This window comes from Leptolyngbya sp. ST-U4 (assembly GCF_039962215.1).
Lineage (GTDB): Bacteria > Cyanobacteriota > Cyanobacteriia > Elainellales > Elainellaceae > Leptolyngbya_A.
In genome coordinates this window covers 1-22,970 of the sequence record NZ_JAMPKZ010000046.1, presented here as the reverse complement: position 1 = coordinate 22,970, position 22,970 = coordinate 1, and the positions used below count along the sequence as shown (strand labels likewise).

Below are 22,970 nucleotides of genomic sequence, written 5' to 3'. Positions count from 1 at the left end.
CAATTCCAGTTCATGGCAACGCTGATTTTCTCAGGTCTATTGGTGGGTGTGGCTCAGTGGTTTGTGCTTCGGCACGTTCTTCGCAAGGCATTTCGCTGGATTTGGGTTAGCGCGATCGGCTGGCTGATAGGGGTGCAGCTCATGATCTGGCTCGGCGGCTGGCTTGATCTGATCGTGGCGCACCTGACTCAGCTTGGCGGCGGAGAAGTTTTCTGGCTGAATGTGGTCAAACAGCCGATCGCGCTCCTGGGAATGGGAACGGCTCAAAGTCTGCTACTGCCGTCGCTGTGGAGACGAACTGGCGAGAAAGCAAGATGCCGCTGGATTGTAGCAAGTGGGATCGCGGGGGCAATTCAAGGAGGAAGTAGTGCCCTGTTTTGTGCGACCTTTTGCCCTGCTTTTACAGGACAGCTTGGAACAATTTTAACTACGGCGATTGTTTATGGCGTGGGATGGTTTAGCTACAGTGCGATAGTTGCATTTCTGTTATATAAGTTACTCTTTTCGAGTGCTTCAGAACACTCATAGCAATACACGAAGCAACAAGTTCAACCATTAGATTGACGACGATTCTGAGACTTTGCTTTAAATTAATAATGTAAGGGTTATAGTGCTGTGGTATCAAAGGTTCAGCTTGAACCAAAAGCGTAAAGTGGAAAATTGAAACCGATCAATTGTGCGATTTCTTAATGACACGGATTGATTGCACAGTTTTAGTATTAATGCGCTTAACTATTAATGCGTTGAACTGCTTCTGACGATGAATTAATCTATCTCTTTTGCTTGATTCTCTTCATCTCAACCTCCATAACCCGATATGATAACTGCTCAATCTTTTAGCTTGAAAGATCTACTGGCAAGCTCGGACCTGCCGCTGCTCATCGTGTTTTTTAGCCCGCTCTGTGGACCGTCTCACTTGATGGACGCAGTTCTGCAAGAAGTGGCACAGCGCACGATCGATCGACTGCAAATCGTCAAAATTGACAGTGAAAGCTATCCTTCGCTGGCTTCTCAATACGAGATTCATGCCTTGCCCACACTGCTTTTGTTTCAGCATGGTGAACTGATTGCCCGTCTAGAGGATGAGCGCACCGAGAACCTAATGCCTGCCGATCGCCTGATGCACCTTCTCGAATCCCACCTTTAAGCTAGTTCTTAATCGGGTCATTAGCGGGAATCGACCTGCAATCGACCGCTTATTTGTAGACCCTCTAAAGAAAACAGAAAAAACGGAGTCATTCTCATGGCAGAGAACCCAACCGATCAGGGCAAAGAAATTATCGAAAACTTCGATCCGGCAGAGTCAGCGGGCGCAAAAGCAGCCCAAATCGCGGCTGATCCTACCGTTTCCTTAGAAGAAGCCAAAGCCGCAGCTGCCGGAGAAGCGGACAATGGCGCGGGCAGCGTTGCACCGAGTACCGTCGCCGAAAACACTGTCAGCCGTTCTGATCCTGAGGCAAGCGATATTCCCAGTTCGGACAATCACTAACGATCGCTCCCTGCAAATTTGCTTTCTATAAACATCGCTCCCTGCAAATCTGCTTTCTATAAACTTTCATTCCTTCCTTTCGCTTATGGACAGTAACTCGCAACCGACTCCTTCCAATTCTGCAAACAACTCTGCAAACCAGGGAACCGTTTCCGACAACCATTCGAGCTTTCCCTCGCTGCCTGTGCGTCCGCCGGAAATTCAACTGCCGAATTCAGAGCAGCTTTCCGGGCAAATTGCAGAGCAGGTTCACTTTGCGATGATGCTGGTTGAGCGATTGGGAGCCGGAATGACCGGCATCATCGAAGATACGGTTTATCGCATGGGGCAATCCACGATCGACACCGCTTCGGAAATGACTACAGAACTGGCAAAGACGATCGCCAGCTTCAGCACTAATGCGACCGAGATGGGCAAATCGACCTTTGATTGGGCAAATCAGGTCAGCGAAACGACGCTGCGACAGTCGCACAAAATGCTTGACCAAGCCTTACAGGGAACTGGACAGGCAGTGGATGCGGTGGCAAGATTGCCCCAGCTGCGCCAGTGGTTTAACTTCCTGAAAATTGACTGGCTGCTAAATTTGATCGATCGCGTCGATACTCAGAAGGCGACCGCAACGGTAAGAAAACTTCAGCAGCAGTATCCAGGAGAATCACCCAGCCAGATTGCACATCACCTCATGGTCGAAAAAGCAGTCTATGCAGGCGGGATGGGATTTGCCAGCAGTGTGGTTCCGGGCGAAGCGGCTGCGCTACTAGCAGTTGATCTGGCGGCGACGACTGCTCTCCAAACCGAAATGGTTTATCAGATTGCGGCGGCTTACGGTCTGGATCTGAATGATCCGGCTCGAAAAGGAGAAGTGCTGGCAATTTTTGGTTTAGCGTTGGGCGGCAGTCAGGCAGTGCGGGCAGGACTCGGCTTGCTGCGAAACGTGCCGATGGCGGGCGCATTGATTGGGGCAAGTAGCAATGCCACGATGATGTATGCGCTGGGCTATGCTGCTTGCCGATTTTATGAAGCGAAACTCGACAGCGACAAATTGCCTACCGAAACGATCGATGCACTGAAAGATCAGAGCGATCGCTACCTGACCAATATCGCGATCAATCAGCAGACCATTATGGATCAACTTCTGGTTCATATGATCGCTGCAAGCTACCCTAATCAGGACTGGGAAGCCATTCTGCCCAACCTGGCAGCCCTTCAGCTGAGCCCCGCATCTCTGGAAGCGATCGCTGCTCAGATTCATTCTCCCCAACCGCTGGAAGAACTGCTGAATCAGCTCAATCGGGACTTTGCAACGCCGCTGCTGGCACAGTGTTACCGGATTGCAATGGTGAACGGCAGCCAGTCTCCCGAAGAAGCGCAGATTCTGAATGCGATCGCCTCGCGATTTAACCTGAATCTGGACGACGTGAAACGTATGGTGGAGAACGCATAATGCAACCCTGGATGATTATTGGCGGCGTGACATTTTTAGTGTCCTTTGGAGCTTTTCTAATTCGCCCCCGCGATATCAAGTGGGAAATGAAGCTTGATCGCCCACGCTGGCTGGTGTTTGAACCTGCAATTCCCCTGATTTGGACAATTGTGTTTGTCACAGGAGCCGCTTCAGCGACGATCGTCTGGAATGCTGCCCCCGGAGCCTTTACCACTTGGCTGCTGATGGCAGTTTACCTGCTGCTTGAAATTGTCACCGTTGCCTACATTCCCGCGACGCTGAGATCCCATAGCCTTGCCGTTGGCACAACGCTGGGGGCGATCGGAGTTGCGCTCGGGCTCGTGCTTGCCTTCTTTGTCTGGTTTATCTCACCCTGGGCAACGCTGCTGCTTCTGCCTTACCTGGCATGGAGTCCGATTGGCACAATCACCACACGCCAAATGATCGACCTCAATCCAGAAGCGAAATAATTTCCTTGCAAACCATCCAGTAAGAGATTTGGCTCTGATCGAGAAAATTAAAAGCGATAAGCAAACCCTATCTAACTCTCAGGTAGGGTTTTCTGCTATTGAAAATTCTACGAACTGAGAATGCCTGCTACGTCTTGCTTTCAGCCACTATCCAAAACTCGATCGATCGGCTATTTCCCCACCAAAAACCTACCACCCCGCTCGCGCATCACGCTACAATGGGGAAATAAGACAGATGTACTAGGTGCTGCCGTGAATCAAGCCGCATTACTCCAAATCTGGTGCCAGTCTCTTAACAGCCCTACTATAGATAGTAGCACTGATCGTAGCACGATCGTGGGCTGGTTCGATGGTTCGATCGATATCGCCAGTCGTATTGACAGTAGTACAGTTCAGTCCGCGCTTCAGCAAGCCGCAATCCAGCTTCAGACACACCTTGCTCATGAAGAAGGGAATCTCTATCGACTCGAAGATTTGCAGCAGGTCTTAGTCTGCTGGCTGGAGTCATCGATCGAGTGTCTGGTCGAAGACGCCTTGTTTCACACCCTTGAGGGCGATCGGGCGTTTGCCTTTAACCGTCGCGCCTTTGAGCGGCAGATGCAGCACCTTCAGCCTGTCCCTGCCGCAGAGGCGATTTCTGCTTCCCCCCATTCTATTTCCCCGACCGTAGCTCCAACAGTAGCTCCGACGATTGCCGCCTAAAGCTTTCCTATCCTATGCGTCTTCTTGATCCAAGCCATTCAAGCATTCCTTACCCTAAATTTGACTCTATGAAACTCATAGACTATCCTGCCGCGATTGCGGAAAAACAGCACCAGCTTCTTCGCGCTGAGCAGCACGTTCGCCGACAGCAAGAGATTCTGAACCGCCTCACCGCCGAGATCGACACGACGATCGCCTTTGATACGTCCCTCAAAAACGATGCTCAGCGCAAGGCACGACGAGTCGAACTGATGGGATCTGCCAGCTATCGCACTGCCTATGCCAATCTGCAAATGGCACAAGACGAACGAGCCGAAATGGAGATCGACCTCAACCTGCTTCGCAACCAGTTTGGTGTCCTGAAGCTAGAGAAGCGCGAAACGATCGCCGCTCGCGAGATGCAGTTGCTTGATGCTGCCTAATAAGTTCACTGGAATATCTATAAATGGGCAGATGTTTGCGTTCCAGTGCATTGTTACCTTAACAACTAAGCGACTCACAGCGAGTACAAACGTAGATGCACTCACTCCCCAGCTTCGGGTTCTTGGCTGGGGATTTTTATTATCCGTTTTCCTACGGTTTTCTATGATTTTTTCTATGAGTCTGGGCAGAGGGCAACAGGCAGGAATACGATAGGATCAAAATGCTTAATCAAATATTTAATGTATTTTAGCAATTGTCGTGCGGAGTGTGCGGATATGGGACTGCTCGATCGCATTTGGAGATTGATTCGCGCCAATTTTAATAGCCTGGTGAATCAAGCCGAAGATCCAGAAAAGATTCTGGAACAGACGGTCATCGATATGCAAAATGACGTGATTCAGCTTCGGCAGGCGGTGGCGCAGGCGATCGCGACCCAGAAGCGCACCGAGCGTCAGGCAGCCCAGGCCCAGGCAAACGCAGATGAATGGTATCAGCGGGCACAGCTTGCCCTGCAAAAGGGTGAAGAAGGGCTGGCAAGAGAGGCCCTAACTCGGCGCAAATCGTTTCAAGATACTGCCAATGCCCTGACCGGACAACTCGACCAGCAAAGCGCGATCGTCACCAAGCTCAAGCAAAACATGGTGGCACTTGAAGGCAAACTGTCAGAAGCCCGCACCAAAAAAGATATGTACATTGCCCGCGCGAGATCGGCACAAGCTTCGCAGCAGCTTAACGATATGCTGGGGCGCATGAATCCGAATGGAGCAATGGCAGCATTTGAACGTATGGAAGAACGAGTGCAGCAGATTGAGGCACAGGCAGAAGCCGTTGCAGAACTAAACGAAGGTGATGACATTGATCGGCGTTTCCAGGCACTCGAAAACGGTGGCGATGTAGACAGTGAACTGGCAGCCATGAAATCTCAGCTGCTGCGCGGCGGCTCTACTGCTCCCCAGCTCCAGTCAAAGTCTGTTGATCCTGAAGTTGAGGCAGATCTAAAACAGTTGCGATCGCAGCTCGAAGAAATCTAGAAAGCTTCTGGTAAAGCTTTGGGCTTGGCTAAATTCAAGGATGAATCCATTGGGTTTACCTTCGTTGCGCCGCCTCCTAAATAACTAGGGTAGATGGGGCAATTCTGGGGGATTTCTGAGTCAATTCTCCGGTTCAAAGTTCCTCCAATTTAAATTTAAAAAAAATTCCCCAAACTTAAAAGTGAGGGGGTTTAAGAGACGATTCGGGTAGCAACCCTTACTTCTCAAATCTGCTTTAATGACTATCTTCGATCGCTTGTTACAACTGGAACCCGATCGGCTTGGCGCGGATGTTCTTCCCAGGGGTTGAGAATGTCTTTGACCAGAATTTCTTGAATCCAGATTTGCGCCACAATCACGAGCGGAATTGCCAGGAATAGCCCCAAAAACCCGAAGAAGATCGCAAATATGACCTGAGCGATCAGCGTTACCGCAGGTAAAACTGATACCTGCTGCTGCATCACATAAGGCACGAGCAAATACTGTTCAAGCTGCTGAATGAGCAGGTACAGCACAATGACGGCAACTGCTTTCCACGGGGCATCGAGCAGGGCAACCGCAACCGGGGGAATCAGGCTGAGCGTGGGTCCGACATTGGGAACCGCTTCAAGCAGTCCGGCAATCGAGGCATTGGCAAATACCAGTGGCACTCCCAGAATTGATAAACCGATCGCAGAAACAACGGCGACTACAACCATGTTGATCAAAATACCGCGTGCCCATCCTCCTAGCGACACCTGGCATCGGGTCAGAATTTCATCGATTCTGCGCCGATAAAAAGCAGGAAACAGCGAGATGAATCCCTGTCGATATGGTTTGGGATTGATCAGCAGCATAATTGTCAGCACAAACACCAGCAAAATGCTGAGAACGATCGACAGCACATTGGAAAAGAGCGAGAAGAAATTGTTAAACGCCCATCTTGCAAACGGCTGAGCCTGCCGCGTCAGCACGTCAATATCCGGCAAAAGTGGCTGCCCTGGAAACCGTTCTTTCAGGCTATCTAACCAGTTGGAAAGCTGCCCAAACCCGATCGGCACAAGCTCGGCAAGCTGCTTAAACTGGCTGATAAAGGGCGGCACAATAATCACGGCAAAAAATAGCAGAATGCCTAACAGCACCACCACAGACATGATCGCTCCAAAGCCTCTGCCCACGCCCGATCGCCGCCATCGAATCACCATCCCGTTGAGAGCAGTTGAGAAAATTACGGCAGTAAAAATAAGCAGAACAACCTGCCTGATTTCCCAAAGAATATACAGCGAAATGAGTAAGGCAATTAAGCCAATCCATTGACCCAGCTTCACGTTTTTACCCAGGCGTATATTAACGATGAGCGCATCTTAAACAGCCAGTCATCGTTCCACATCCCTACAGTGGTGGATATCCCTGCTGCCAGCCTTGCAGGTACAGCAACGTTTTATCCCCTTTTCTGGGTTGTATTCCAGGTTGAATCGATCGACGACAGCGATTAATTTTGCTGGGAAAAATCGAGTGGAGTTGGCTATTGAATTAGAAGTTGAATTCAGTTTTAGAAGAACCCCTCTCAGGAAAGAAGACTCTTTTGTGAACTAGGAATATGATACTTACTCTCTTGAAGACCTACAGCTTTACTTCTGTTGCGATCGATAAACTCGTTTTCTTTTTTAGAAGCAACCCTTGAGTGAATGCTCAGGAACCAGAAAAAAATTGTCAAAGTGATTAGCCGTTCAGAATACCGCGAAACAAACGACTGCGAAACCTGAAAATTAGCTAAAAAAATCAACCTGAGCAGCTTAAAAGGGTGTTGGTTAAAACCGTTGAAAATTGAATTCAGGAGCAGAACAATGAGTTGGTCTGAACGATTGTTTGGAATCTGCGATTTGCCTGTTGGCGATCGAAAAGTAAGAGCCAGTACAGCGGCAGGAGCAATGAGTCCGGGACTTACGGGAAATTACGACTGGGGACTGCGGGAAAAGGCGGGAGAGCATCAGCCGCCCCCACCGCCAGAATGTATGGGAATTGAAGGCGAATACGATCAGCAGGGACTTGCGAAACGGGTTGCGATTGCCTTCGATCGCGTTGCTGAACTCGCTGACATTGACACAGTGACGATCGTTCAAGACGGCAGTACGATTATCCTGGTTGGAACTGTGCTAGACCGTGCCGTGATCGATCAGCTCCATCAGGTTGCCAGCCAGGTGGATGGCACTAAGCAAGTCGATGTCACTCAGGTCAGCTATTAAGCTCGCACTGCCTCTGGAAACAGCTCTTTTACTTCCGTAGGCATCATGTGGGTGATATCCTGCATTTCTCCCGCTGGAATTCGATCGCTCATTACGCGGAAGACAGCGCGGGCAAGCTGCTCGATCTCAAAGCCCGGCTCGGCGTTTTGAATATACTGATGCAAGTGGGCCTTCAGCGTCTCTAGAAAAGCGGTTTTGGTGCGCTCTTTGGTTGGGGTCGATTCGGGCTTCCAGCCTTCGTAATAAAAGCCTGCAAGCAGGGTGGGCAGTTCTGCGCCCAGGTGAGCCGCTTCGCCCATTGGCATCCGGTTACGAACCGCGTGTAGCGTTGCCCGCAAACCCTGAAATGCTTTGTGCTTGTCTTCGATATTCAGTTCTTTTGCAACGTCGCTGACCCACTGCTCGGTAATTTGAACAGTCTTATCAAACACACTTAATCCGTTCATTGCCATATTGATTCCTCAGCCATCAGTTAGGGACTCAGTTCATGATTGCCTGTAATTCTTGAGGCACTGATTATGCTAACGATCGCCTTTCGGGTAAAAGGTCTGTCAAATTATGGAGATTTGTAAACTATCGCCCTCCGGTGACATCAACGATCGCCCCTGTACAGTAAGACGCTTCTTCAGACAATAGCCACAAAATTGCATTCGCGACTTCGATCGCCGTTCCACCCCGCTGCATTGGAATGGTAGACCTCACACGCTCCAATCGATTCGGTTCACCCATGGCGGCATGAATTTCGGTATGGGTAAATCCGGGTCGTACTGCATTCACGCGAATTCCGGCATCTGCCACTTCTTTGGCTAAGCCGATCGTCATGGTATCGATCGCCCCTTTTGAAGCCGCGTAATCCACATATTCATTCGGTGATCCGAGCCTTGCCGCGCCAGAAGAAACATTTACAATCGCTCCGCCGGGTCCGCCGCGCTCGATCGACATCCGCCGGATGGCTTCACGGGCACAGAGAAAGCTCCCAATCACGTTCGTGGCAAAGATCTGCTGAAGTCGATCTACATCGATCGCTTCAACTCGTCGGGCGGGGGCAGAAATTCCGGCATTATTCACCAGCGCATTCAGCGTTCCAGAGGTTTGATCGATTGCTTCAAACAGCCGGATCACATCGAGTTCGGAGCAAACGTCTGCTTGAACTGCGATTGCCCTTCCGCCTAAAGATTGGATTTGCTCGATGACGCGATCGGCGGCTACCTGGTTTCGTCGATAGCTGATGCAAACGGCATACCCTTTTTGGGCTGCCAAAATTGCGGTGGCTGCACCAATCCCGCGACTGCCTCCTGTGACGAGAATTGTTTTGTTCATCAGGCAGACATCTGAACACTAGCAAGCATTCCATACGCTGTGCAGCGCAACTGCTTGATCTGGTCTTCCAACTTCTCCGGCGTTTCCAGCCCCACCCTGTTCAACATTTCCCGAATCCGATACCGCCAGTCGTGCTGAAGCAAAGCTTCGCGGTAGTTGCGTTCTGCGTTTCGCTGAAGTGTGGCTTCGTCTGCCAGCACGTCTTCAATAAAAGGAATCCATTCTGTGGGGGCGTCGGGTAGCTCGATCGCGCTATTTTCCCACTGCATTAACTCTGCAACTCCGCGACCCGTGGGCTTTTTACCGACAACCGTACAGCCTGCCGCCCATGCCTCAAACCAGCGATACAAAATCGGCGAATAGCCCATAAACCGCGACTTGTCGCTTGCCTCAAAGCACAAGCTCACTTTTGCCCGATTCAGCAGATTTTTAAGCAGCGTGGCGTGTTCCTCCAGGTTGTACACATCCGGTTCGGAGAAGGTGGAATGGTAATAGAACCGATCGCTGCCTGGCTGGTTAAAGTGGGCATATAGCCGCTGATGAGCTTCGGGATTGCGTCGCCCGTAGCTGAGGAGATCGATCGATCGATGCTGCAAATTTAGCTCCGGCTCCAAGACGTTGGTTGCCAGCGGCAGAAAACTGGCGGAAACGCCCCGAAGTCGCTCTACATCCTCTGCCAGCTCACTTCCAATCACAAATAAGTGATCAAATTTGTCTGCTAGGGTGAAATCAAAATGCTGAGGATTGAAGCCATCCAGAATATAGCCCAGGCACAGGTCAAATTGTTTGAGTACAGAATCCAGCGCATGAACGGACAGCATGAAGCGGGGATTCATACCCACCACTATCAAGACATTTCTCCCGGGCGGCAGAGGGGGCAACTCTCCCACCTTGTACCAAGACTTGAATAAGCGATGCCGCCATCGCCACAGAAGATGACCGCCGTTGTCTGGCACTTTGGAGTGGTCGAACAAACGAACGCAGGTATTAAAAAAAGGATAGATAAACGTCGGATCGCAGACACTCCTCAGAGTAGATTCCAGGCTGTGAGCTACTGACCAGCCTACATGCTTACAAGCAGGATTGAGTTCTGAGAGAACAAACAGGTTCATAGGGGATTCAACCCTGGGACAACGAGAAGGTTCATCAAGAACTGAACTCTGAGAAGACTAAAAAGCTTTATCGGTTGAAGCTTATCTGCTGAATCAGACGGATGCAGTCCAACGGATCGCAAGGAAATAGCCACGATCGCAAATTAACGCTTGGCTTGAGCCTTCTTCCTAGAATAATTACCTGGAATAACTACCTAGAGTGGCTATCTAGAGTAACTAGCTGGAACAAGCACTGACGCAGCATTGCCAAGACGCAGCATGGCCAAGCTGAAGAATGAAACCTTAGTAAGGGCAATGGAAAATCCTAATTTTGAGCATACTTACTCTATTCTGACAAGCCAAAAATTCAAGATTCTTGAGGCAGACCTTCAAAATAGCCTGATTTTATAATAGTAGGCAAAAAAGAAAATCCTGGTATGCTCAGCTACAGACACTTGTACAAGCCCTTCGCGCAGGTTCAAACTCCTTGTCCAGGACAGGGGCAGCAAAACTTTTTACCGCAGCTGATTGCGATCGATAAAGTTCATCAGCGCGTCATACTTAGGCGATCGAGTCTCCGTGACCGATTCCAGCGCGCCCCACGCGCCCCATTTGCTCGGCTGCACAATGTCGGAAAAGTGCATAAACAGGGTTCCGCCTGCTCCCTTCCACTGATTTAGCAAGTCGGTATAGCATTCGCCCATCCTGGGATCACGGTTGAGCGCGGTGAAGAAATTGACCATCGCTTCGTTGTTTTCAACTCCACCTCGTCCGGTGATGTGCTGACCGCCTTCGTAGGCAACGAGCATCAGCCCGTGGCGTTTGGCAACCTCTGCCTGATAGCGAAACCCGTTTGCCGTGTCTGCCACGCTGTCGCCCTGAGTGCCGTTCATGCCAAGCTGCTCAAAGGCTTTCGCCATGCCACCATCCTGCTCTCGCATCCAGGACTGCACCGTGCTCTGGCTTTCTGGACTGCCCAAATTGCCGCTAAAGTAGCCCGTAATCGCGTAGGTGGTGAAGCCGTGCTGATAGCAGGGACGGTTGCCCTCGGCTACCCAGTAGGAACACTTCAGGATGCTTTCTTCTAAGCCCTTCCATGCAGTTTGTGTCGCAATCACCGAAATCAGGCGGTCGTTCTGGTCGCCAAACTCTCGCTTCCAGAGGTCAGACATTTGCGCTGCCCGCATTCCATACCACTGAGCAAACGCATCGCCCTTATCTTGTCCCCAGCGCGCTTTTCCCTGCTCTAGGGCGTAGTGTGCCTGCTGAAACTGCCAGTTCCACACTTCGTTAGAAAATTCCACATACACGCGGAGGTTGGGATCAAGCCGCTCCTTAACTGTGCGAGCAAAGTTGGTCATGTACTCGTCGGTTGCCTGATGCGGCATATTAAACCAGGGGTTTGCCTTGAGTCGATTTGCCAGCTCGACCATGATTTCGATCGGTACCCCCTTAACTGCGTACGAGGCATCGTCCACCTGGGGACGGTTCGACCATTCTTTCTGACCAGAATTATTGGTTCCCATCCAGTCCATAAACCGGAGAGCACTAAATTTGCGGGTGCGCTCTAGAAAGTCTGGATTAAAAATCTGCTGCTGAAAGGTTTGTTCGTAGGCGATCGGTACGACGTGAATATTGCGAAGGTAATTGCCTGTGCGATTCGGATCGGTTGCCTTAATAACCAAAAGCAAACCCGACATGGAAGGCGTAACATTGATTACATCACGTCCGGGTCGAGAAGCTGCCTCATCCTTTTTGCCGTCAAACTGATAGTCGATCGTGCCTTCGCCGTCGTACAGCACCACATACTGCCCACCCGGATATTGTTTCAGATCGCGAAACAGCAACGTAGCAACCTGTGTGTACTTTGGTGGATCTGCGGGGGTGGGCAGTGATTTAACCCAGCCATGCTCGTCGAGAGCCAGCTTGTCAAATTCCTCAGTATCCCAGGTCGAATTGCAATCCGGCTGATCATCGCACTGGGTAATCCATCTTCTGGAAAACTTAAACGCATCGAGAAAAGGAATCTGGCTTGACCAGTCCGCAATTCCCGCCAGGTTGGTCCCCAGGGCAAGCTGACCCACCGTATTATCTGCCGAAGCCGCCCTCGCCGGGTGAACCGCATCCTGAGATGCCGTAAAATTCGACAGCGAGGTACAGCCCAAAACCAGAGAGAGGGCGATCGCAAACAGTCCTGCCAACCGCCCAACCCGGTAGCTAGGGCGAGCCAACCATTTTCGGAATAGGGTACTCCATCGATCGCCACTGATATTGCGAGTCATGGATGATTCCTCCTGAATTTGTGAACTGGCTATTGCTTGGCGACCCCGATGCCTACCCTGCCCCTATGCATACACTTTGCGATAGTACGCCTGATACTCGTCTGATAAGAGCGGCTGCCACCACTCCGAATGGTCAAGATACCACTGCACAGTGCGTCGTAGGCCTTCTTCGACCGTTACCGAAGGCGTCCAGCCCAGCTCGGTTTTGATTTTGGTGGCATCAATGGCATAGCGGCGATCGTGTCCCGGTCGGTCTTTGACAAAGGTAATCAGGTCTTGCGCCGGACGCACGGGCAGCTCAGGTGCGAGTTCGTTCATCAGGTCGCAGAGCATTTGCACCAGATCGAGGTTCTTCACTTCATTGTTGCCGCCAACGTTGTAGGTTTCGCCCGGTTTGCTGGACTGGATCACCGTATCGATCGCGCTGCAATGGTCTTCCACATACAGCCAGTCCCGAATGTTTTGTCCATCGCCATACACGGGCAGCGGCTTACCCAGCAAAATATTAATGCACATCAGCGGGATCAGCTTTTCCGGGAAGTGATAGGGACCGTAGTTGTTGGAACAGTTGGTCATCAGCGTCGGCAGACCATAGGTGTGGTAGTAGGCGCGCACCAGATGATCGCTGCCTGCCTTGGATGCCGAGTAGGGACTGTTGGGTGCGTAGGGTGTCGTTTCTGCAAAGGCGGGATCATCCGCTTCCAGGCTGCCGTACACCTCATCGGTCGAAACGTGGTGGAAGCGATAATGCTCTGGTTTGCCCTGCGCCTGCCAGTGCTGCCGGAATGCCTCTAGCAAAGTGAACGTGCCGACCACATTGGTTTGCACGAACGCGCCCGGACCCAAAATCGATCGATCCACATGGGACTCTGCCGCAAAGTGAACCAGCGTATCGATGCCTTCTTCGCGCAGTAAATCGTCAATCAACGCCCGATCGCAGATATCACCTTTCACAAAGCGCAGATTAGCGTGTCCTTCCAGCCCAGCCAGGTTTGCCCGATTTCCGGCATAGGTGAGCGCATCCAGCACAACGACGCGATCGCCCGGATAGTGCTGACACCAGTAATGGACAAAGTTGGAGCCAATAAAGCCTGCGCCTCCGGTAATGATCAGCTTGCGCGGCAGGCGGGTCTGGTCGAGAGACATACTTTCTATTTCCTGTCTTGAAGATATTTGTTGCTGAATCGGGTTTTAGGGTGGTTGAGGAGTTGCAGAGGTTCTATATTGCCCCCTAAATCCCCTATTTGTTACTTGCTGCTCTAAAAGAGCGAGGAGGAACGTTGAAAGCCAGCATGATTGGCTCGGTTCCTTGCAAAATTAGGGACTAGGGGGATGGTTCGAGGCTTAGTTCAGTTCGATCTGGCAATCGTCGCCGATCATAAATCGCAGAGCCTTTGGGCGGCAGTCGGCTTCGCGAAGATGGGCACGTTGTCCGATAACGCTGTCCACAATGCGGTGATGAATGGTTTCGAGCTTCGCGCCCTGCAAAATGACGCTGTGTTCTAGATCGATTTCTAGCAGTTTGGCTTCGCTGGCGATGCTGCTGTAGGGACCGATAAAACAGTTCTCCAGATGGCAGTTTTCGCCAATCGTCACCGGACCCCGAATTGTGCTGTTGATAATCTTTGTGCCTTTGCCGACGTGAACCCGTCCGATAATACGGCTGCGATCGTCTACTTCGCCTTCAACGTTGCAATCCAGGCAGCTATCGAGAATCACCCGGTTGGCTTCCAGCAGGTCGTCTTTTTTCCCGGTGTCTAGCCACCAGCCGCGAATTTGCCGTGCCTCCACTGGGTTTTGCCAGTCGATCAAAGTCTGGATTGCATCGGTGATTTCGAGTTCGCCCCTGGCTGAAGGCTGAATTGAATCGATCGCCTTGTGAATTGTGTTGGTAAAGATATAAATTCCTACCAGTGCCAGGTTCGAGGGCGGATTTTTAGGCTTTTCAACCAGCTGAAGCAGTCGTCCGTTTTCATCGACTTTTGCCACCCCAAAGGCACTCGGATTTGGAACCGGACAAAGCAGCGTCAGCGCGTCAAGACTGTTGGCATGGAAGTGTTCTAGAAACAGATCCAGGTTGCTCTGTACCAGGTTGTCACCCAGATACATCACAAACGGCGAATCGCCTAAAAACGGCCGGGCAATCTTGACGGCGTGTGCCAGTCCTGCAGGCTTGTCCTGCAAGATGTATTCAATCTTTGCGCCAAATCGATCGCCGTTGCCCGTTTTTGCTTTCACCTCTTCACCCGTTTCGGGGCTGATGATGATGCCAATCTCGGTGATCCCTGCAGCGACGATCGACTCGATGCCGTACCAGAGGATCGGTTTATTGGCAACAGGCACAAGCTGTTTAGCTCCCGTATAGGTCAACGGGCGCAGACGAGTTCCCTTACCGCCGGACAGAATAATTGCTTTCATGGGCGTGGATGTATTCAGTGAGCATCTGACGAAGTGCCTGTCGCCATTGGGACGGCGGAGCAGGAAGCAGTTTACCAACCTTCTGGCAGGCTAAAACTGAGTAAGCAGGACGCTGGGCAGGGGTTGGATATTCCGGCGTGGTAATCGGAATAACCTGCTTGACCTTCAGAGGCAGGTTTAACGCCTGCGCCTCCTCAAAGATGGCAACTGCAAAGTCATACCAGCTTGCAGCTCCGCTATTCGTAAAGTGATAAATGCCGCTTAGCGACACCGGATCGCGACCATTAGCTTTGGCGAGAAACTGACCAGAGAGAACGGTAATCGCACGGGCAATGTCCGCTGACCAGGTCGGTGTGCCAATCTGATCGGCAACGACCCGGACTTCCTCGCGCTCTTTACCCAACCGCAGCATAGTTTTGACGAAATTGCCCTTGCCATAGGTTCCATAGACCCAGGCTGTTCGTAGAATTGTGTAGGGCGCAGAAGAATCTTCACAAACCTGCTGAATCCCGACTTCGCCTGCCCGCTTCGACTGACCGTAAACGCCGATCGGGTTGGTAGGGTCAGTTTCGGTGTAAGGCGTACTCTGAGAACCATCAAACACGTAGTCTGTGGAAATGTGAATCAGCGGAATTTTGAGCGATCGGGCTTCTTCCGCCATCACGGTGGGCGCAGTGCCATTGATTGCCTGTGCCAGATCTGCTTCGGTTTCGGCTTTGTCTACGGCGGTGTAGGCAGCCGCATTCACGATCAGATCGGGCTGAGCTTCGCGAATGGTCTGACGAATCTGCTCGAGTTCGGTCAGGTCGAGTTCGTCTCGCGCCACGCCGATGACCTTGCCTAAGGAACTGAGGGTCTGTTGCAGTTCGTGCCCGACCTGTCCTGCCTTGCCAATTAATAGAATGCGCGTCATGAATTTCTCAATTGCTCTCTGGTTGCATCAGGAGGTTACGCTGAAACCTTGACTTCACTCGTTAGGGAATTTCACTCGCTAGGGCTATTCTGCCCTGAATTTCCGTAGAAACTGCTATCTCACCCAATCATCCCTCATGGGGAAGCGAGATTTTTCTGATCTTTGGGCGACATTACGAAATCTTTAGCGATCGATGAAGCCTCGATTACTGATGCCCAGAACCGCAGGCAGAAAGGGCAAATCAGGGTGCTAGTCAAATAAATCTGCCTGTTTGAGCGGAATGCCCGCCTGATCCTTTGCAGAAACGATCGGCTCTCCTAACAGGTTCCAGTGAATGCCCAGGTCTGGATCGTTCCACAAAATCGATCGTTCATGGGCGGGCGCGTAATAGTCAGTCGTCTTGTACAGCACTTCGGTTCCGTCTTCCAGTGCCACAAAGCCGTGGGCAAAGCCAGGGGGAATCCAGAGCTGCTGTTTGTTCGCCGCGCTTAGCTCGTAGCCAACCCACTGCCCAAACGTCGGCGAACCTTTGCGAATGTCTACTGCCACATCAAAGATTGCCCCTGCTACCACTCGCACCAGTTTCCCCTGCGCCTGCTGAATCTGGTAGTGCAATCCTCGCAGCACATTTTTTGCCGATCGCGAGTGATTGTCCTGCACAAACCGTAGACTGAGTCCAGTCTTATCCTGAAACACCTGCTCATTAAAGCTTTCAAAGAAAAATCCGCGATCGTCCCCGAATACGCGAGGTTCAATCAGCAGGACATCGGGAATTTCTGTTTGAGTAATGTTCATGCCTTTCCTGGAGGTTGTGAGTCACTTCACAGCCAGGATCTTACACGACATCTCGTTCGGTTCTAACCCATGTTTTCTCACGATTTACCAAAAATGCACAATAGAGCGGGATCTTCCACAGTACATAAAGCGGAACCGTCAACAGCGTCGTCAGCGGCAGATCCGCTTTGCCGAATCCTGCCCAGGCAAGCCCGATCGCCAGCAGCAGCATGGCTCCACCCGCGCTGAATAGAATGGCAGGCAACACCGAGCCGCCCAGCCCCAACAAGACGATCGACAGGGTTAGCCCGCCCAGCCAGAGCATCACCAGCAGCGACAGGGGCGGAATGGCGAGATCGAGTGCCATTATCAGCAGATCAAACCGCTTTTGATGCAGCGATGCTTTCAGCAGGCGGGGAACCTGGGTCAGTAAGGTTTGCAGATGTCCGTGTTCCCAGCGAGTCCGTTGCTTTTTCGCAGCTTGCTCTTGTTGCGGTAAACGACCCATCACCAGCGTCTCTGGGCAGAGAGCGGGCGGATGTCCCTTGATCGCCAGATCGACCCCCAACTGCATATCTTCCACAATATTGCTGCTTGCCAGCTTTGCCGATTGAATCACTGCCCAGGGAAACGCCATGCCCGTTCCGGTAAGGGGACTCGGCAAACCCAGTCGCTCTAAGCCGCGCGGACGCACTAAATTTTTCACCAAAAAAGCCAGAGCAGACACTGCATCCTTGGGCTGGGGCTGAGCAGGTCGCTCCAGCAAATAGACTGCCTGCACCGGACGATGGGTAGCTAAAGCTTTGCGGCTGATTCGATCGATCGCCCCATCGGTCACTTCACAGTCTGCATCGACCATCACCACCACATCGGGCGGATTATTTGCAAGATAGCGCATGCCATAATCAAGGGCAAAGCCTTTGCCGCGGCGATCGGCATCCTGGCGTTCCAGTACCGTAGCACCCATCGATCGGGCAATATCTGCCGTGTCGTCGGTGCAGTTATCCGCAATGACAACTAATTGATGTGCTCCTTGATGCGTTCCATCGGTCGACAGAGCCGAGGATTTGAGCTGCGCGATTAAAATTTCCAGTACCGGGCGAATTCCCGCAGCCTCGTTGTGTGCCGGAACCAGGACTGCGATTTTTGCCTGCTTACCTGCCGGATAGGACGATTGCCCAATTCCTTTTCTAACGGGCAACAGAGCCGAAACACACTCAATCAGCAGCACGCCAATCGGGAGCAGGAGTATGAGGGCGATCGTGAGCAGCCCCCCATTGAAGACAAAAAACAGTGCAGACACGGAGATTCACCTCAGACTTGGATTTATGGCAGGATGTCTGACGGCTGTAATGTAGGAGACCTACACACCCGGAGATACCCCTGACTTCTTACCTAAAATGTACCATCGTCTTAATGCTCTTCTGTTAATCCAATGGAAGAAAATTAAGGGCAGAGAAAGCTCAAAAAATAAATAATTGTGTTGATTGCTTCGCCCCAGAAAGCCTGTTGCCAGTGCGATCGGTCTACAAAACTGGGCTTGCCTGCTTCAGCCCACCCGACTGCTCAATGTTTTGGGACTTGTCGTGTCTTCCTTGCATTGGGAAGCGTTCGCCCATCTCAAAAACTTACCAATCCAGCGTAAACCCTCGATCGCGCAGTTTCTTTTGCAGCTCATCGACATAGTTCTTGCGAATCATCTCCGGCGGCAGCAGCCCAGACTGATTTTGTCGCTGATTGTAATTCACCAGCCATCCTGCCGTTGCGCCTGCGGCTCCGCCAATCACCCATTCGCCGTAGTGCAGCCGAGTTGAAGCATTCACAATATGGGTTGCAGCGATCGACTTGCCCCCAATCAGCAGATTATCCACTTTCTGCGGCACGATTGCTTCCAGCGGGATATAGATGGGCTTGATCATGCTTTCGTCTTGCAGGGGGGCACTGCTGGCTTCCCAGGTTTCTCGCGAGTTGCGGTAGCGGCAGCCGTGCATGTCGATCGCATAGTGGGTGAGGGCGATCGTCGTGGGGCGAAAATCTCTGCCGCCGCGCATATCGGTGCGAATGTCTGCCTCGCGCATCATAAACTCCACCTGTCCGTAGCCGTTGCGTCCGAGGATTCGCCGTCCTTCGCGGATATAGGGCATCATGCTCAGACCCGATGCCGTGCCCATTGGCATCTCAATCCCGTAGAGGTAAGTCATCGGCAGTTCGGGCGTCGAATGCTTTTCGATCAGCCACTCGGCAAACAGCAGGGCGTGTTCTTCAGCATGGCGTAGGGCACTAATCGAAACGCCTCCCATCCAGTTTTCGTGCTGTCCTGATTCGGTGATTTTCTTTTCGTTTAAGATCAGCGGCGGGTCCATATAAGTCCAGTCGTTGCCGCGATTCCAGTTGATCATCGAGATGTCGCCGGGATCTGGATCATCGCTGCGTGAGTCGTTTTGGCTAGTGCTGAGAATCCGGCGATAGTTAAACACGCTGGCACTACCAAACATCGGAAACCCTTCCAGGTCGAAGTACTGCCGATGTTCTGCTTTGGAATAGCCCGGTTTCACCTCAGACAGCAGCTTTTGACTGGCACGACCGTCATCCAGAATCGCTAAGCCAAATGGAAAGGTAAATGCCTGGGTGCAGTCTGGGTTGTCTTGCCGCGAGGCAAAATATTCGCTAGTCGTCGATCGCCCCTCAGAACCCAGGCGATAGGGAATGCCTGCCCAGCCCACCAGTTCGCCCGTGTCGGTGGCATCAATCACGATCATTTGTTTGCCGCTTGGGGGCTGAAGACGCATCGGCACTTTATTAAACTGATCATCTGACGACCACGAGTACCAGGCGGGCAACTCCTTGGAAGGGCGACCCAGCGGTACATAAGCCGGATTTTTAGGAATGCGCCGCACTGCATAAACGGCTGTGATTAAGCGTCCGGTTGGGTCAAACTCTGTGCCCTTAAAGGCAGTTGATGTCACCCAACGACTTTCCGGTGATTGAGCCGATGCCTGCTTGAGCCACTGTTCTGATGCCTGCATTCCCGCTCTGGGCAGAAAACAGAGGGTGGCAACCCAGCAGCTATTTAAATCTGAGGTTGACTGGGGCGAAGCCAGGTTGGTCCAGGGCGGTACTTCCACCTGCTGCTTTTTCACCAGACGCTTGAAGTCGAGCCAGTCGGACGACAGGTTATCCCTTTCATTCATCGTGACGGATTCATCTAGCGCAGAGACTCCCTGAGAGCTGATTTGTCCGCCCAACCAGGGAGACAGCTCGATCAGACAAGTCTTTGCGCCCGATCGCATTGACTGTGCCGCCGCTGAAACGCCCCCCATTGAGCCGCCAACCACCACCACTTCGCACTCCCAAACTTCCTTCGGTTCGGGCAAGGGAGAGAGGGTGGGTCTGCCGTTCATTCGGTTCACCAGGCGATCGATGCCCTGAGAACCCATACTTTGAGCACTGGTATCGGGTGCAGAAGCCGCCGAAGAAAGGGGAGTGACGGCTCCGCCCCAGGAATAATACTGCAGTAGCCCCAGCAGTCCGGCTGAGCCAATGGGAATCAGAACGGCGAGAAGCGCGAGTTGACCGATTTGACGAAGGGGAGATTGGGTCACAGGAAGGCACTCTGAACTGCGAAAGCAAAAGCCGGGTTAACTGTAGATGGCGTATCTCCTCTAAGTAAAAAGACTTTGCCGCTACATCCAGCGTTATACCGTAGATATATAGCGTAATTCTACGCCGATCGCCAAAGTTTGTGGAAAGGCAGCAAAAAAAAGCCAGGAGAGATGACCCATCCTGGCTCTGATATTACACCCGACTTTAGCAAAACGCAGTTATCAAGGTTGAAGGTTCGCGAAGCTTAGCGATTGTTGCCCGGAAACTTCTCGGTGATTTTGCTCAGTGCGCGCTCAACCTGCGTTTCAGCATCTGTTGCTTGCTGGGAGTTCTCAGGACGATACATATCGTTTTTATCTGCTGCGCCCTGCACTTCGTTGATGCCCTTATTAGCTTCATCCTTCACCTTCATAGTGAGGGTATCGTCGGACTTCAGTGCATCTTCTGATTTTTCAAAAATATCTTGCAGTCCGGGTTCTCCCTTTGCCGGATCAGTCGGCGGGCTGCTGATTGCCAGGGCAGGTGCAGCATTCATGAAAAGCACCAATGCACAGGTCACTGCCACGAGAAAGGTGCGAATCGGGCGTAATACTGCCGCCATCCGATGCCGAAAATTCATACTAAGTGCCTCCAAAAAATGTTTAAGTCGTTCTTGTTTCTTGAATCGGTTTCTTTCAATCCTTCTGCTCTCTTTTACCTGGAATCTGAAGGCGATCGAATCGTTCTAGGGGCTGAACTCTTGTCTAATTTTATTCAGAAAAAAATCTGTCACTCGGCAGAGAAATATTGAATTAATTGGGCATCAGGCAGGGTTAAGTCGTGGGGAGGCGATCGATATTCTGGATAGAATCAAGACAACGGAACCCCATCGCTGTCCATGCAATGACGATTTCTCTCCCCCGCTCTGCTGCCGAAAAAACAACCCCGCCCCTCTGGCATGCTGCAACCTGGCAGGATTATATCGCGTTGCGTGATGCCCTTCGTGATGATGCGAGCCAGGGACGAATGAGGCTGGACTTCGATCAGAATCGAATGAGGGTGAGTATGGGTGGTGAAGGCATTAATCACGCAAAATACAGCGACTTGTTTACGACGATGCTGTTTCTATGGGCAATTCAGCATCCAGATCAGGTTTTTGATTCCATTGGACGCTGCCTGATCGAGCAGCCGGAAACCCAGACTTGTGCCCCTGATTTGGTTTTGTATGTGGGAGCAGACTCGCCGCAATGGAAAGAGGGCGAACCCCGCAAGATTGACCTGACTCGTTGTCGCGTTCCCGATCTAGTCGGCGAAATTTCAGATACAACGCTGGCGAGTGATTTAGATGAGCAAAAGCATTTGTACGAGGCGTTAGGTATTCCTGAATATTGGGTGGTTGATACGCAGGGAAAGCGAGTATTTGCGTTTCAATTGCAGGATGGAAAATATCATTTGATTGAGCAGTCTAATGTGCTAGCCGGACTGCCAATTTCGCTGTTGAATGAGGCGATCGATCGCATGGTCAAAGGAACAAATACGAGTGCGGCAGCGTGGTTTTCTGGAGCAATTCAGGAACTTTCAAATCCTTCATAATGCCTACTGCTTCAGGCCGAAATTCGATCGCAGTAATCTGCTTTGCTCGGCGGAAAATCACTAGCAACATCAAACACAATGCTGTAGCTAAAATTGGGCGAGAGCGATCGTAAGACTTTCAAATAGGCTTCTGCATCCTGACGGGCACGAAATCGGGCAACGGTAACGCGCTGGAGTTTGGGCAAATGGCGAATGATGCACCAGGGCTGGAGGCGATCGCGGTATTGGGTTGGGTTTGTCGAGTAGGAATCAGTCATTAGAATTCTCCTGAGTTTGAAAGGAAAAATTGAGCAGCGCAAGGCAGCGATGAGCGAAAATCTCACCACGGATGCGAAACTTAGGATGAACAGACCGTCAACGGAAGGTTTAACCGAAGTCGGACTGTAAAAATCTGGGTTGGCAATGCTGCTGAACTAAAAATCATATTGCCATGCCTTCTTTCTTACGTCAATCTGTCGCAACAAACTGTCGTCTTGCATGGCTGAAGATAAATCGAAAGCAGGTGAATCACCCTTAAAGCAGTTGAGGGAAAAGGCTGGCTTAACTCAAGAAGAGCTAGCAAGACGCTGTAGAATTCCCCTTCGGACCTATCAACGCTGGGAATCTGGCGAATCAGCAGCAAGACCCAACATTCCTCAAGTGAAAGCGTTATGCCGTGAGTTGAAGATTCCGATCGAACAATTGCCGGATGAGTTTGGTCCTTCTCAAGGTTCTGAGTAAGATGTTGATTCTTGAAAAGGGCTTGAGGTGCTGCATTGCCCCCTAAATCTCCCTACTTTGGGGGACTTTGAAACTGGAAGAAGGCTCGGTTCGCTCCAGAATTGGGGGGTTAGGGGGGCGGTTTGGGTCACAGCAACGAGTCTTTAACATTACTACAAGCAGGACAGAAGCTCGTGTTTTGACTCTGCAAGCCAAACGATCGCCTCTTGCACTCAATACATTGCCTTTATGACTCAATACATTGCTTTTGTGGGTCGATACATTGCCTCTTGCACTCAATACATTGCTTCTTGTACAAGATACATTGCCTTTGTGAGTCGATACATTGCTTCTTGCACGCGGTACATTGCGATTTGCACGCACAACATTCCTTCTGTGGCTTACAGCAAATTTCATGTGAATAGACCACAGTGATTGAACCAACCAATGGCGTCATCTTCAGTAATGAACTGAACTGCTTCCGTCATCGCTTGGTCGAGGGCTTGATCGGTGC

25 protein-coding genes are annotated in these 22,970 nt (G+C 51.4%); 12 read left to right on the top strand and 13 right to left on the bottom strand.

The features are described from left to right. The 8 genes from NDA02_RS26100 to NDA02_RS26065 form a co-directional block, all read left to right on the top strand. On the top strand, window positions 1–528 hold a 528-nt coding region (locus tag NDA02_RS26100; RefSeq protein WP_348256188.1), incomplete at its 5' end, for a hypothetical protein. 289 nt (window positions 529–817) lie between these two features. Next, window positions 818–1,147 carry a thioredoxin family protein gene (locus tag NDA02_RS26095; protein ID WP_190793764.1) on the top strand — a complete coding sequence of 110 codons (330 nt, stop codon included), beginning with the start codon at window positions 818–820 and terminating at the stop codon, window positions 1,145–1,147. 96 nt (window positions 1,148–1,243) lie between these two features. Further along, complete coding sequence (locus tag NDA02_RS26090) at window positions 1,244–1,489, top strand: hypothetical protein (protein ID WP_190793765.1); 246 nt, start codon at window positions 1,244–1,246, stop codon at window positions 1,487–1,489. A gap of 85 nt (window positions 1,490–1,574) precedes the next feature. After that, window positions 1,575–2,933, top strand: a complete 1,359-nt coding sequence (locus NDA02_RS26085; RefSeq protein WP_242067515.1) for an EcsC family protein — start codon at window positions 1,575–1,577, stop codon at window positions 2,931–2,933. Next, window positions 2,930–3,403, top strand: a complete 474-nt coding sequence (locus NDA02_RS26080; RefSeq protein ID WP_190793788.1) for a tryptophan-rich sensory protein — start codon at window positions 2,930–2,932, stop codon at window positions 3,401–3,403. The genes NDA02_RS26085 and NDA02_RS26080 overlap by 4 nt, the downstream gene beginning before the upstream one ends. Window positions 3,404–3,523: 120 nt before the next feature. After that, window positions 3,524–4,105 carry a hypothetical protein gene (locus NDA02_RS26075; RefSeq protein WP_190793766.1) on the top strand — a complete coding sequence of 194 codons (582 nt, stop codon included), beginning with the start codon at window positions 3,524–3,526 and terminating at the stop codon, window positions 4,103–4,105. 68 nt (window positions 4,106–4,173) lie between these two features. Beyond that, entirely contained in the window at window positions 4,174–4,527 is a 354-nt protein-coding gene (locus NDA02_RS26070) for a hypothetical protein (protein ID WP_190793767.1), read from the top strand. Window positions 4,528–4,803: 276 nt separating this feature from the next. Beyond that, a complete protein-coding gene (locus tag NDA02_RS26065; RefSeq protein WP_190793789.1) occupies window positions 4,804–5,559 on the top strand; it encodes a PspA/IM30 family protein in 756 nt (251 codons plus the stop codon). A 242-nt stretch (window positions 5,560–5,801) separates the two neighbouring features. On the opposite strand, the gene NDA02_RS26060 is transcribed toward NDA02_RS26065, so the two are convergent. Beyond that, complete coding sequence (locus NDA02_RS26060) at window positions 5,802–6,866, bottom strand: AI-2E family transporter (protein ID WP_190793768.1); 1,065 nt, start codon at window positions 6,864–6,866, stop codon at window positions 5,802–5,804. On the opposite strand from NDA02_RS26060, the gene NDA02_RS26055 reads away from it, so the two are divergent. Together NDA02_RS26055 and NDA02_RS26050 are read left to right on the top strand one after the other, a co-directional pair. After that, the gene (locus NDA02_RS26055) at window positions 6,852–7,034 is read left to right on the top strand and encodes a hypothetical protein (protein ID WP_190793769.1); all 183 of its coding nucleotides are present in this window, start codon (window positions 6,852–6,854) and stop codon (window positions 7,032–7,034) included. The two genes, NDA02_RS26060 and NDA02_RS26055, sit on opposite strands and share 15 nt — an antisense overlap. A gap of 351 nt (window positions 7,035–7,385) precedes the next feature. Beyond that, complete coding sequence (locus NDA02_RS26050) at window positions 7,386–7,784, top strand: BON domain-containing protein (RefSeq protein WP_190793770.1); 399 nt, start codon at window positions 7,386–7,388, stop codon at window positions 7,782–7,784. Here the strand turns inward: NDA02_RS26050 and NDA02_RS26045 are convergent. From NDA02_RS26045 to NDA02_RS25995, 11 genes are all read right to left on the bottom strand, one after another. After that, complete coding sequence (locus NDA02_RS26045) at window positions 7,781–8,236, bottom strand: DUF2267 domain-containing protein (RefSeq protein WP_190793771.1); 456 nt, start codon at window positions 8,234–8,236, stop codon at window positions 7,781–7,783. The genes NDA02_RS26050 and NDA02_RS26045 overlap by 4 nt on opposite strands. Window positions 8,237–8,357: 121 nt before the next feature. After that, entirely contained in the window at window positions 8,358–9,104 is a 747-nt protein-coding gene (locus NDA02_RS26040; protein WP_190793772.1) for an SDR family oxidoreductase, read from the bottom strand. After that, window positions 9,104–10,216 carry a glycosyltransferase gene (locus NDA02_RS26035; RefSeq protein WP_190793773.1) on the bottom strand — a complete coding sequence of 371 codons (1,113 nt, stop codon included), beginning with the start codon at window positions 10,214–10,216 and terminating at the stop codon, window positions 9,104–9,106. Before NDA02_RS26035 ends, NDA02_RS26040 begins: the two co-directional genes overlap by 1 nt. A 494-nt stretch (window positions 10,217–10,710) precedes the next feature. Beyond that, window positions 10,711–12,477, bottom strand: coding sequence for a hypothetical protein (locus NDA02_RS26030; RefSeq protein ID WP_199296752.1), 1,767 nt, complete (start codon window positions 12,475–12,477; stop codon window positions 10,711–10,713). 63 nt (window positions 12,478–12,540) lie between these two features. After that, complete coding sequence (rfbB, locus tag NDA02_RS26025; RefSeq protein WP_190793774.1) at window positions 12,541–13,623, bottom strand: dTDP-glucose 4,6-dehydratase; 1,083 nt, start codon at window positions 13,621–13,623, stop codon at window positions 12,541–12,543. A gap of 198 nt (window positions 13,624–13,821) precedes the next feature. Further along, complete coding sequence (locus NDA02_RS26020) at window positions 13,822–14,895, bottom strand: glucose-1-phosphate thymidylyltransferase (RefSeq protein WP_190793775.1); 1,074 nt, start codon at window positions 14,893–14,895, stop codon at window positions 13,822–13,824. Continuing rightward, complete coding sequence (gene rfbD, locus NDA02_RS26015) at window positions 14,867–15,808, bottom strand: dTDP-4-dehydrorhamnose reductase (protein ID WP_190793776.1); 942 nt, start codon at window positions 15,806–15,808, stop codon at window positions 14,867–14,869. The genes NDA02_RS26020 and rfbD overlap by 29 nt, the downstream gene beginning before the upstream one ends. A gap of 249 nt (window positions 15,809–16,057) precedes the next feature. Continuing rightward, window positions 16,058–16,603, bottom strand: coding sequence for a dTDP-4-dehydrorhamnose 3,5-epimerase (rfbC, locus tag NDA02_RS26010; protein WP_190793777.1), 546 nt, complete (start codon window positions 16,601–16,603; stop codon window positions 16,058–16,060). A gap of 40 nt (window positions 16,604–16,643) precedes the next feature. Further along, window positions 16,644–17,891 (bottom strand): glycosyltransferase, encoded by a 1,248-nt coding sequence (locus NDA02_RS26005; RefSeq protein ID WP_190793791.1) that lies wholly within the window; start codon window positions 17,889–17,891, stop codon window positions 16,644–16,646. A 319-nt stretch (window positions 17,892–18,210) separates the two neighbouring features. Then, a complete protein-coding gene (locus tag NDA02_RS26000) occupies window positions 18,211–20,184 on the bottom strand; it encodes an FAD-dependent oxidoreductase (protein WP_347277913.1) in 1,974 nt (657 codons plus the stop codon). Between the two features lie 245 nt (window positions 20,185–20,429). Beyond that, window positions 20,430–20,804 carry a hypothetical protein gene (locus NDA02_RS25995; RefSeq protein ID WP_190793778.1) on the bottom strand — a complete coding sequence of 125 codons (375 nt, stop codon included), beginning with the start codon at window positions 20,802–20,804 and terminating at the stop codon, window positions 20,430–20,432. Window positions 20,805–21,067: 263 nt separating this feature from the next. Here NDA02_RS25995 and NDA02_RS25990 point away from each other — a divergent pair, with 263 nt between their 5' ends. Further along, window positions 21,068–21,757 carry a Uma2 family endonuclease gene (locus NDA02_RS25990; protein ID WP_190793779.1) on the top strand — a complete coding sequence of 230 codons (690 nt, stop codon included), beginning with the start codon at window positions 21,068–21,070 and terminating at the stop codon, window positions 21,755–21,757. A gap of 11 nt (window positions 21,758–21,768) precedes the next feature. On the opposite strand, the gene NDA02_RS25985 is transcribed toward NDA02_RS25990, so the two are convergent. Then, the gene (locus tag NDA02_RS25985; protein ID WP_190793780.1) at window positions 21,769–22,014 is read right to left on the bottom strand and encodes a hypothetical protein; all 246 of its coding nucleotides are present in this window, start codon (window positions 22,012–22,014) and stop codon (window positions 21,769–21,771) included. A 220-nt stretch (window positions 22,015–22,234) separates the two neighbouring features. On the opposite strand from NDA02_RS25985, the gene NDA02_RS25980 reads away from it, so the two are divergent. Further along, window positions 22,235–22,477 carry a helix-turn-helix transcriptional regulator gene (locus NDA02_RS25980; RefSeq protein ID WP_190793781.1) on the top strand — a complete coding sequence of 81 codons (243 nt, stop codon included), beginning with the start codon at window positions 22,235–22,237 and terminating at the stop codon, window positions 22,475–22,477. Window positions 22,478–22,970 lie beyond the last annotated feature (493 nt).

What these genes read in the sequence shown, in the direction of transcription:
- NDA02_RS26095 (WP_190793764.1), top strand. Translation starts at nt 818, where the DNA reads ATGATAACTGCTCAATCTTTTAGCTTGAAAGATCTACTGGCAAGCTCG.
- NDA02_RS26090 (WP_190793765.1), top strand. Translation starts at nt 1,244, where the DNA reads ATGGCAGAGAACCCAACCGATCAGGGCAAAGAAATTATCGAAAACTTC.
- NDA02_RS26085 (WP_242067515.1), top strand. Translation starts at nt 1,575, where the DNA reads ATGGACAGTAACTCGCAACCGACTCCTTCCAATTCTGCAAACAACTCT.
- NDA02_RS26075 (WP_190793766.1), top strand. Translation starts at nt 3,524, where the DNA reads ATGCCTGCTACGTCTTGCTTTCAGCCACTATCCAAAACTCGATCGATC.
- NDA02_RS26070 (WP_190793767.1), top strand. Translation starts at nt 4,174, where the DNA reads ATGAAACTCATAGACTATCCTGCCGCGATTGCGGAAAAACAGCACCAG.
- NDA02_RS26065 (WP_190793789.1), top strand. Translation starts at nt 4,804, where the DNA reads ATGGGACTGCTCGATCGCATTTGGAGATTGATTCGCGCCAATTTTAAT.
- NDA02_RS26050 (WP_190793770.1), top strand. Translation starts at nt 7,386, where the DNA reads ATGAGTTGGTCTGAACGATTGTTTGGAATCTGCGATTTGCCTGTTGGC.
- NDA02_RS26045 (WP_190793771.1), bottom strand. Translation starts at nt 8,236, where the DNA reads ATGGCAATGAACGGATTAAGTGTGTTTGATAAGACTGTTCAAATTACC.
- NDA02_RS26040 (WP_190793772.1), bottom strand. Translation starts at nt 9,104, where the DNA reads ATGAACAAAACAATTCTCGTCACAGGAGGCAGTCGCGGGATTGGTGCA.
- NDA02_RS26035 (WP_190793773.1), bottom strand. Translation starts at nt 10,216, where the DNA reads ATGAACCTGTTTGTTCTCTCAGAACTCAATCCTGCTTGTAAGCATGTA.
- NDA02_RS26030 (WP_199296752.1), bottom strand. Translation starts at nt 12,477, where the DNA reads ATGACTCGCAATATCAGTGGCGATCGATGGAGTACCCTATTCCGAAAA.
- rfbB (WP_190793774.1), bottom strand. Translation starts at nt 13,623, where the DNA reads ATGTCTCTCGACCAGACCCGCCTGCCGCGCAAGCTGATCATTACCGGA.
- NDA02_RS26020 (WP_190793775.1), bottom strand. Translation starts at nt 14,895, where the DNA reads ATGAAAGCAATTATTCTGTCCGGCGGTAAGGGAACTCGTCTGCGCCCG.
- rfbD (WP_190793776.1), bottom strand. Translation starts at nt 15,808, where the DNA reads ATGACGCGCATTCTATTAATTGGCAAGGCAGGACAGGTCGGGCACGAA.
- rfbC (WP_190793777.1), bottom strand. Translation starts at nt 16,603, where the DNA reads ATGAACATTACTCAAACAGAAATTCCCGATGTCCTGCTGATTGAACCT.
- NDA02_RS25995 (WP_190793778.1), bottom strand. Translation starts at nt 20,804, where the DNA reads ATGAATTTTCGGCATCGGATGGCGGCAGTATTACGCCCGATTCGCACC.
- NDA02_RS25990 (WP_190793779.1), top strand. Translation starts at nt 21,068, where the DNA reads ATGACGATTTCTCTCCCCCGCTCTGCTGCCGAAAAAACAACCCCGCCC.
- NDA02_RS25985 (WP_190793780.1), bottom strand. Translation starts at nt 22,014, where the DNA reads ATGACTGATTCCTACTCGACAAACCCAACCCAATACCGCGATCGCCTC.
- NDA02_RS25980 (WP_190793781.1), top strand. Translation starts at nt 22,235, where the DNA reads ATGGCTGAAGATAAATCGAAAGCAGGTGAATCACCCTTAAAGCAGTTG.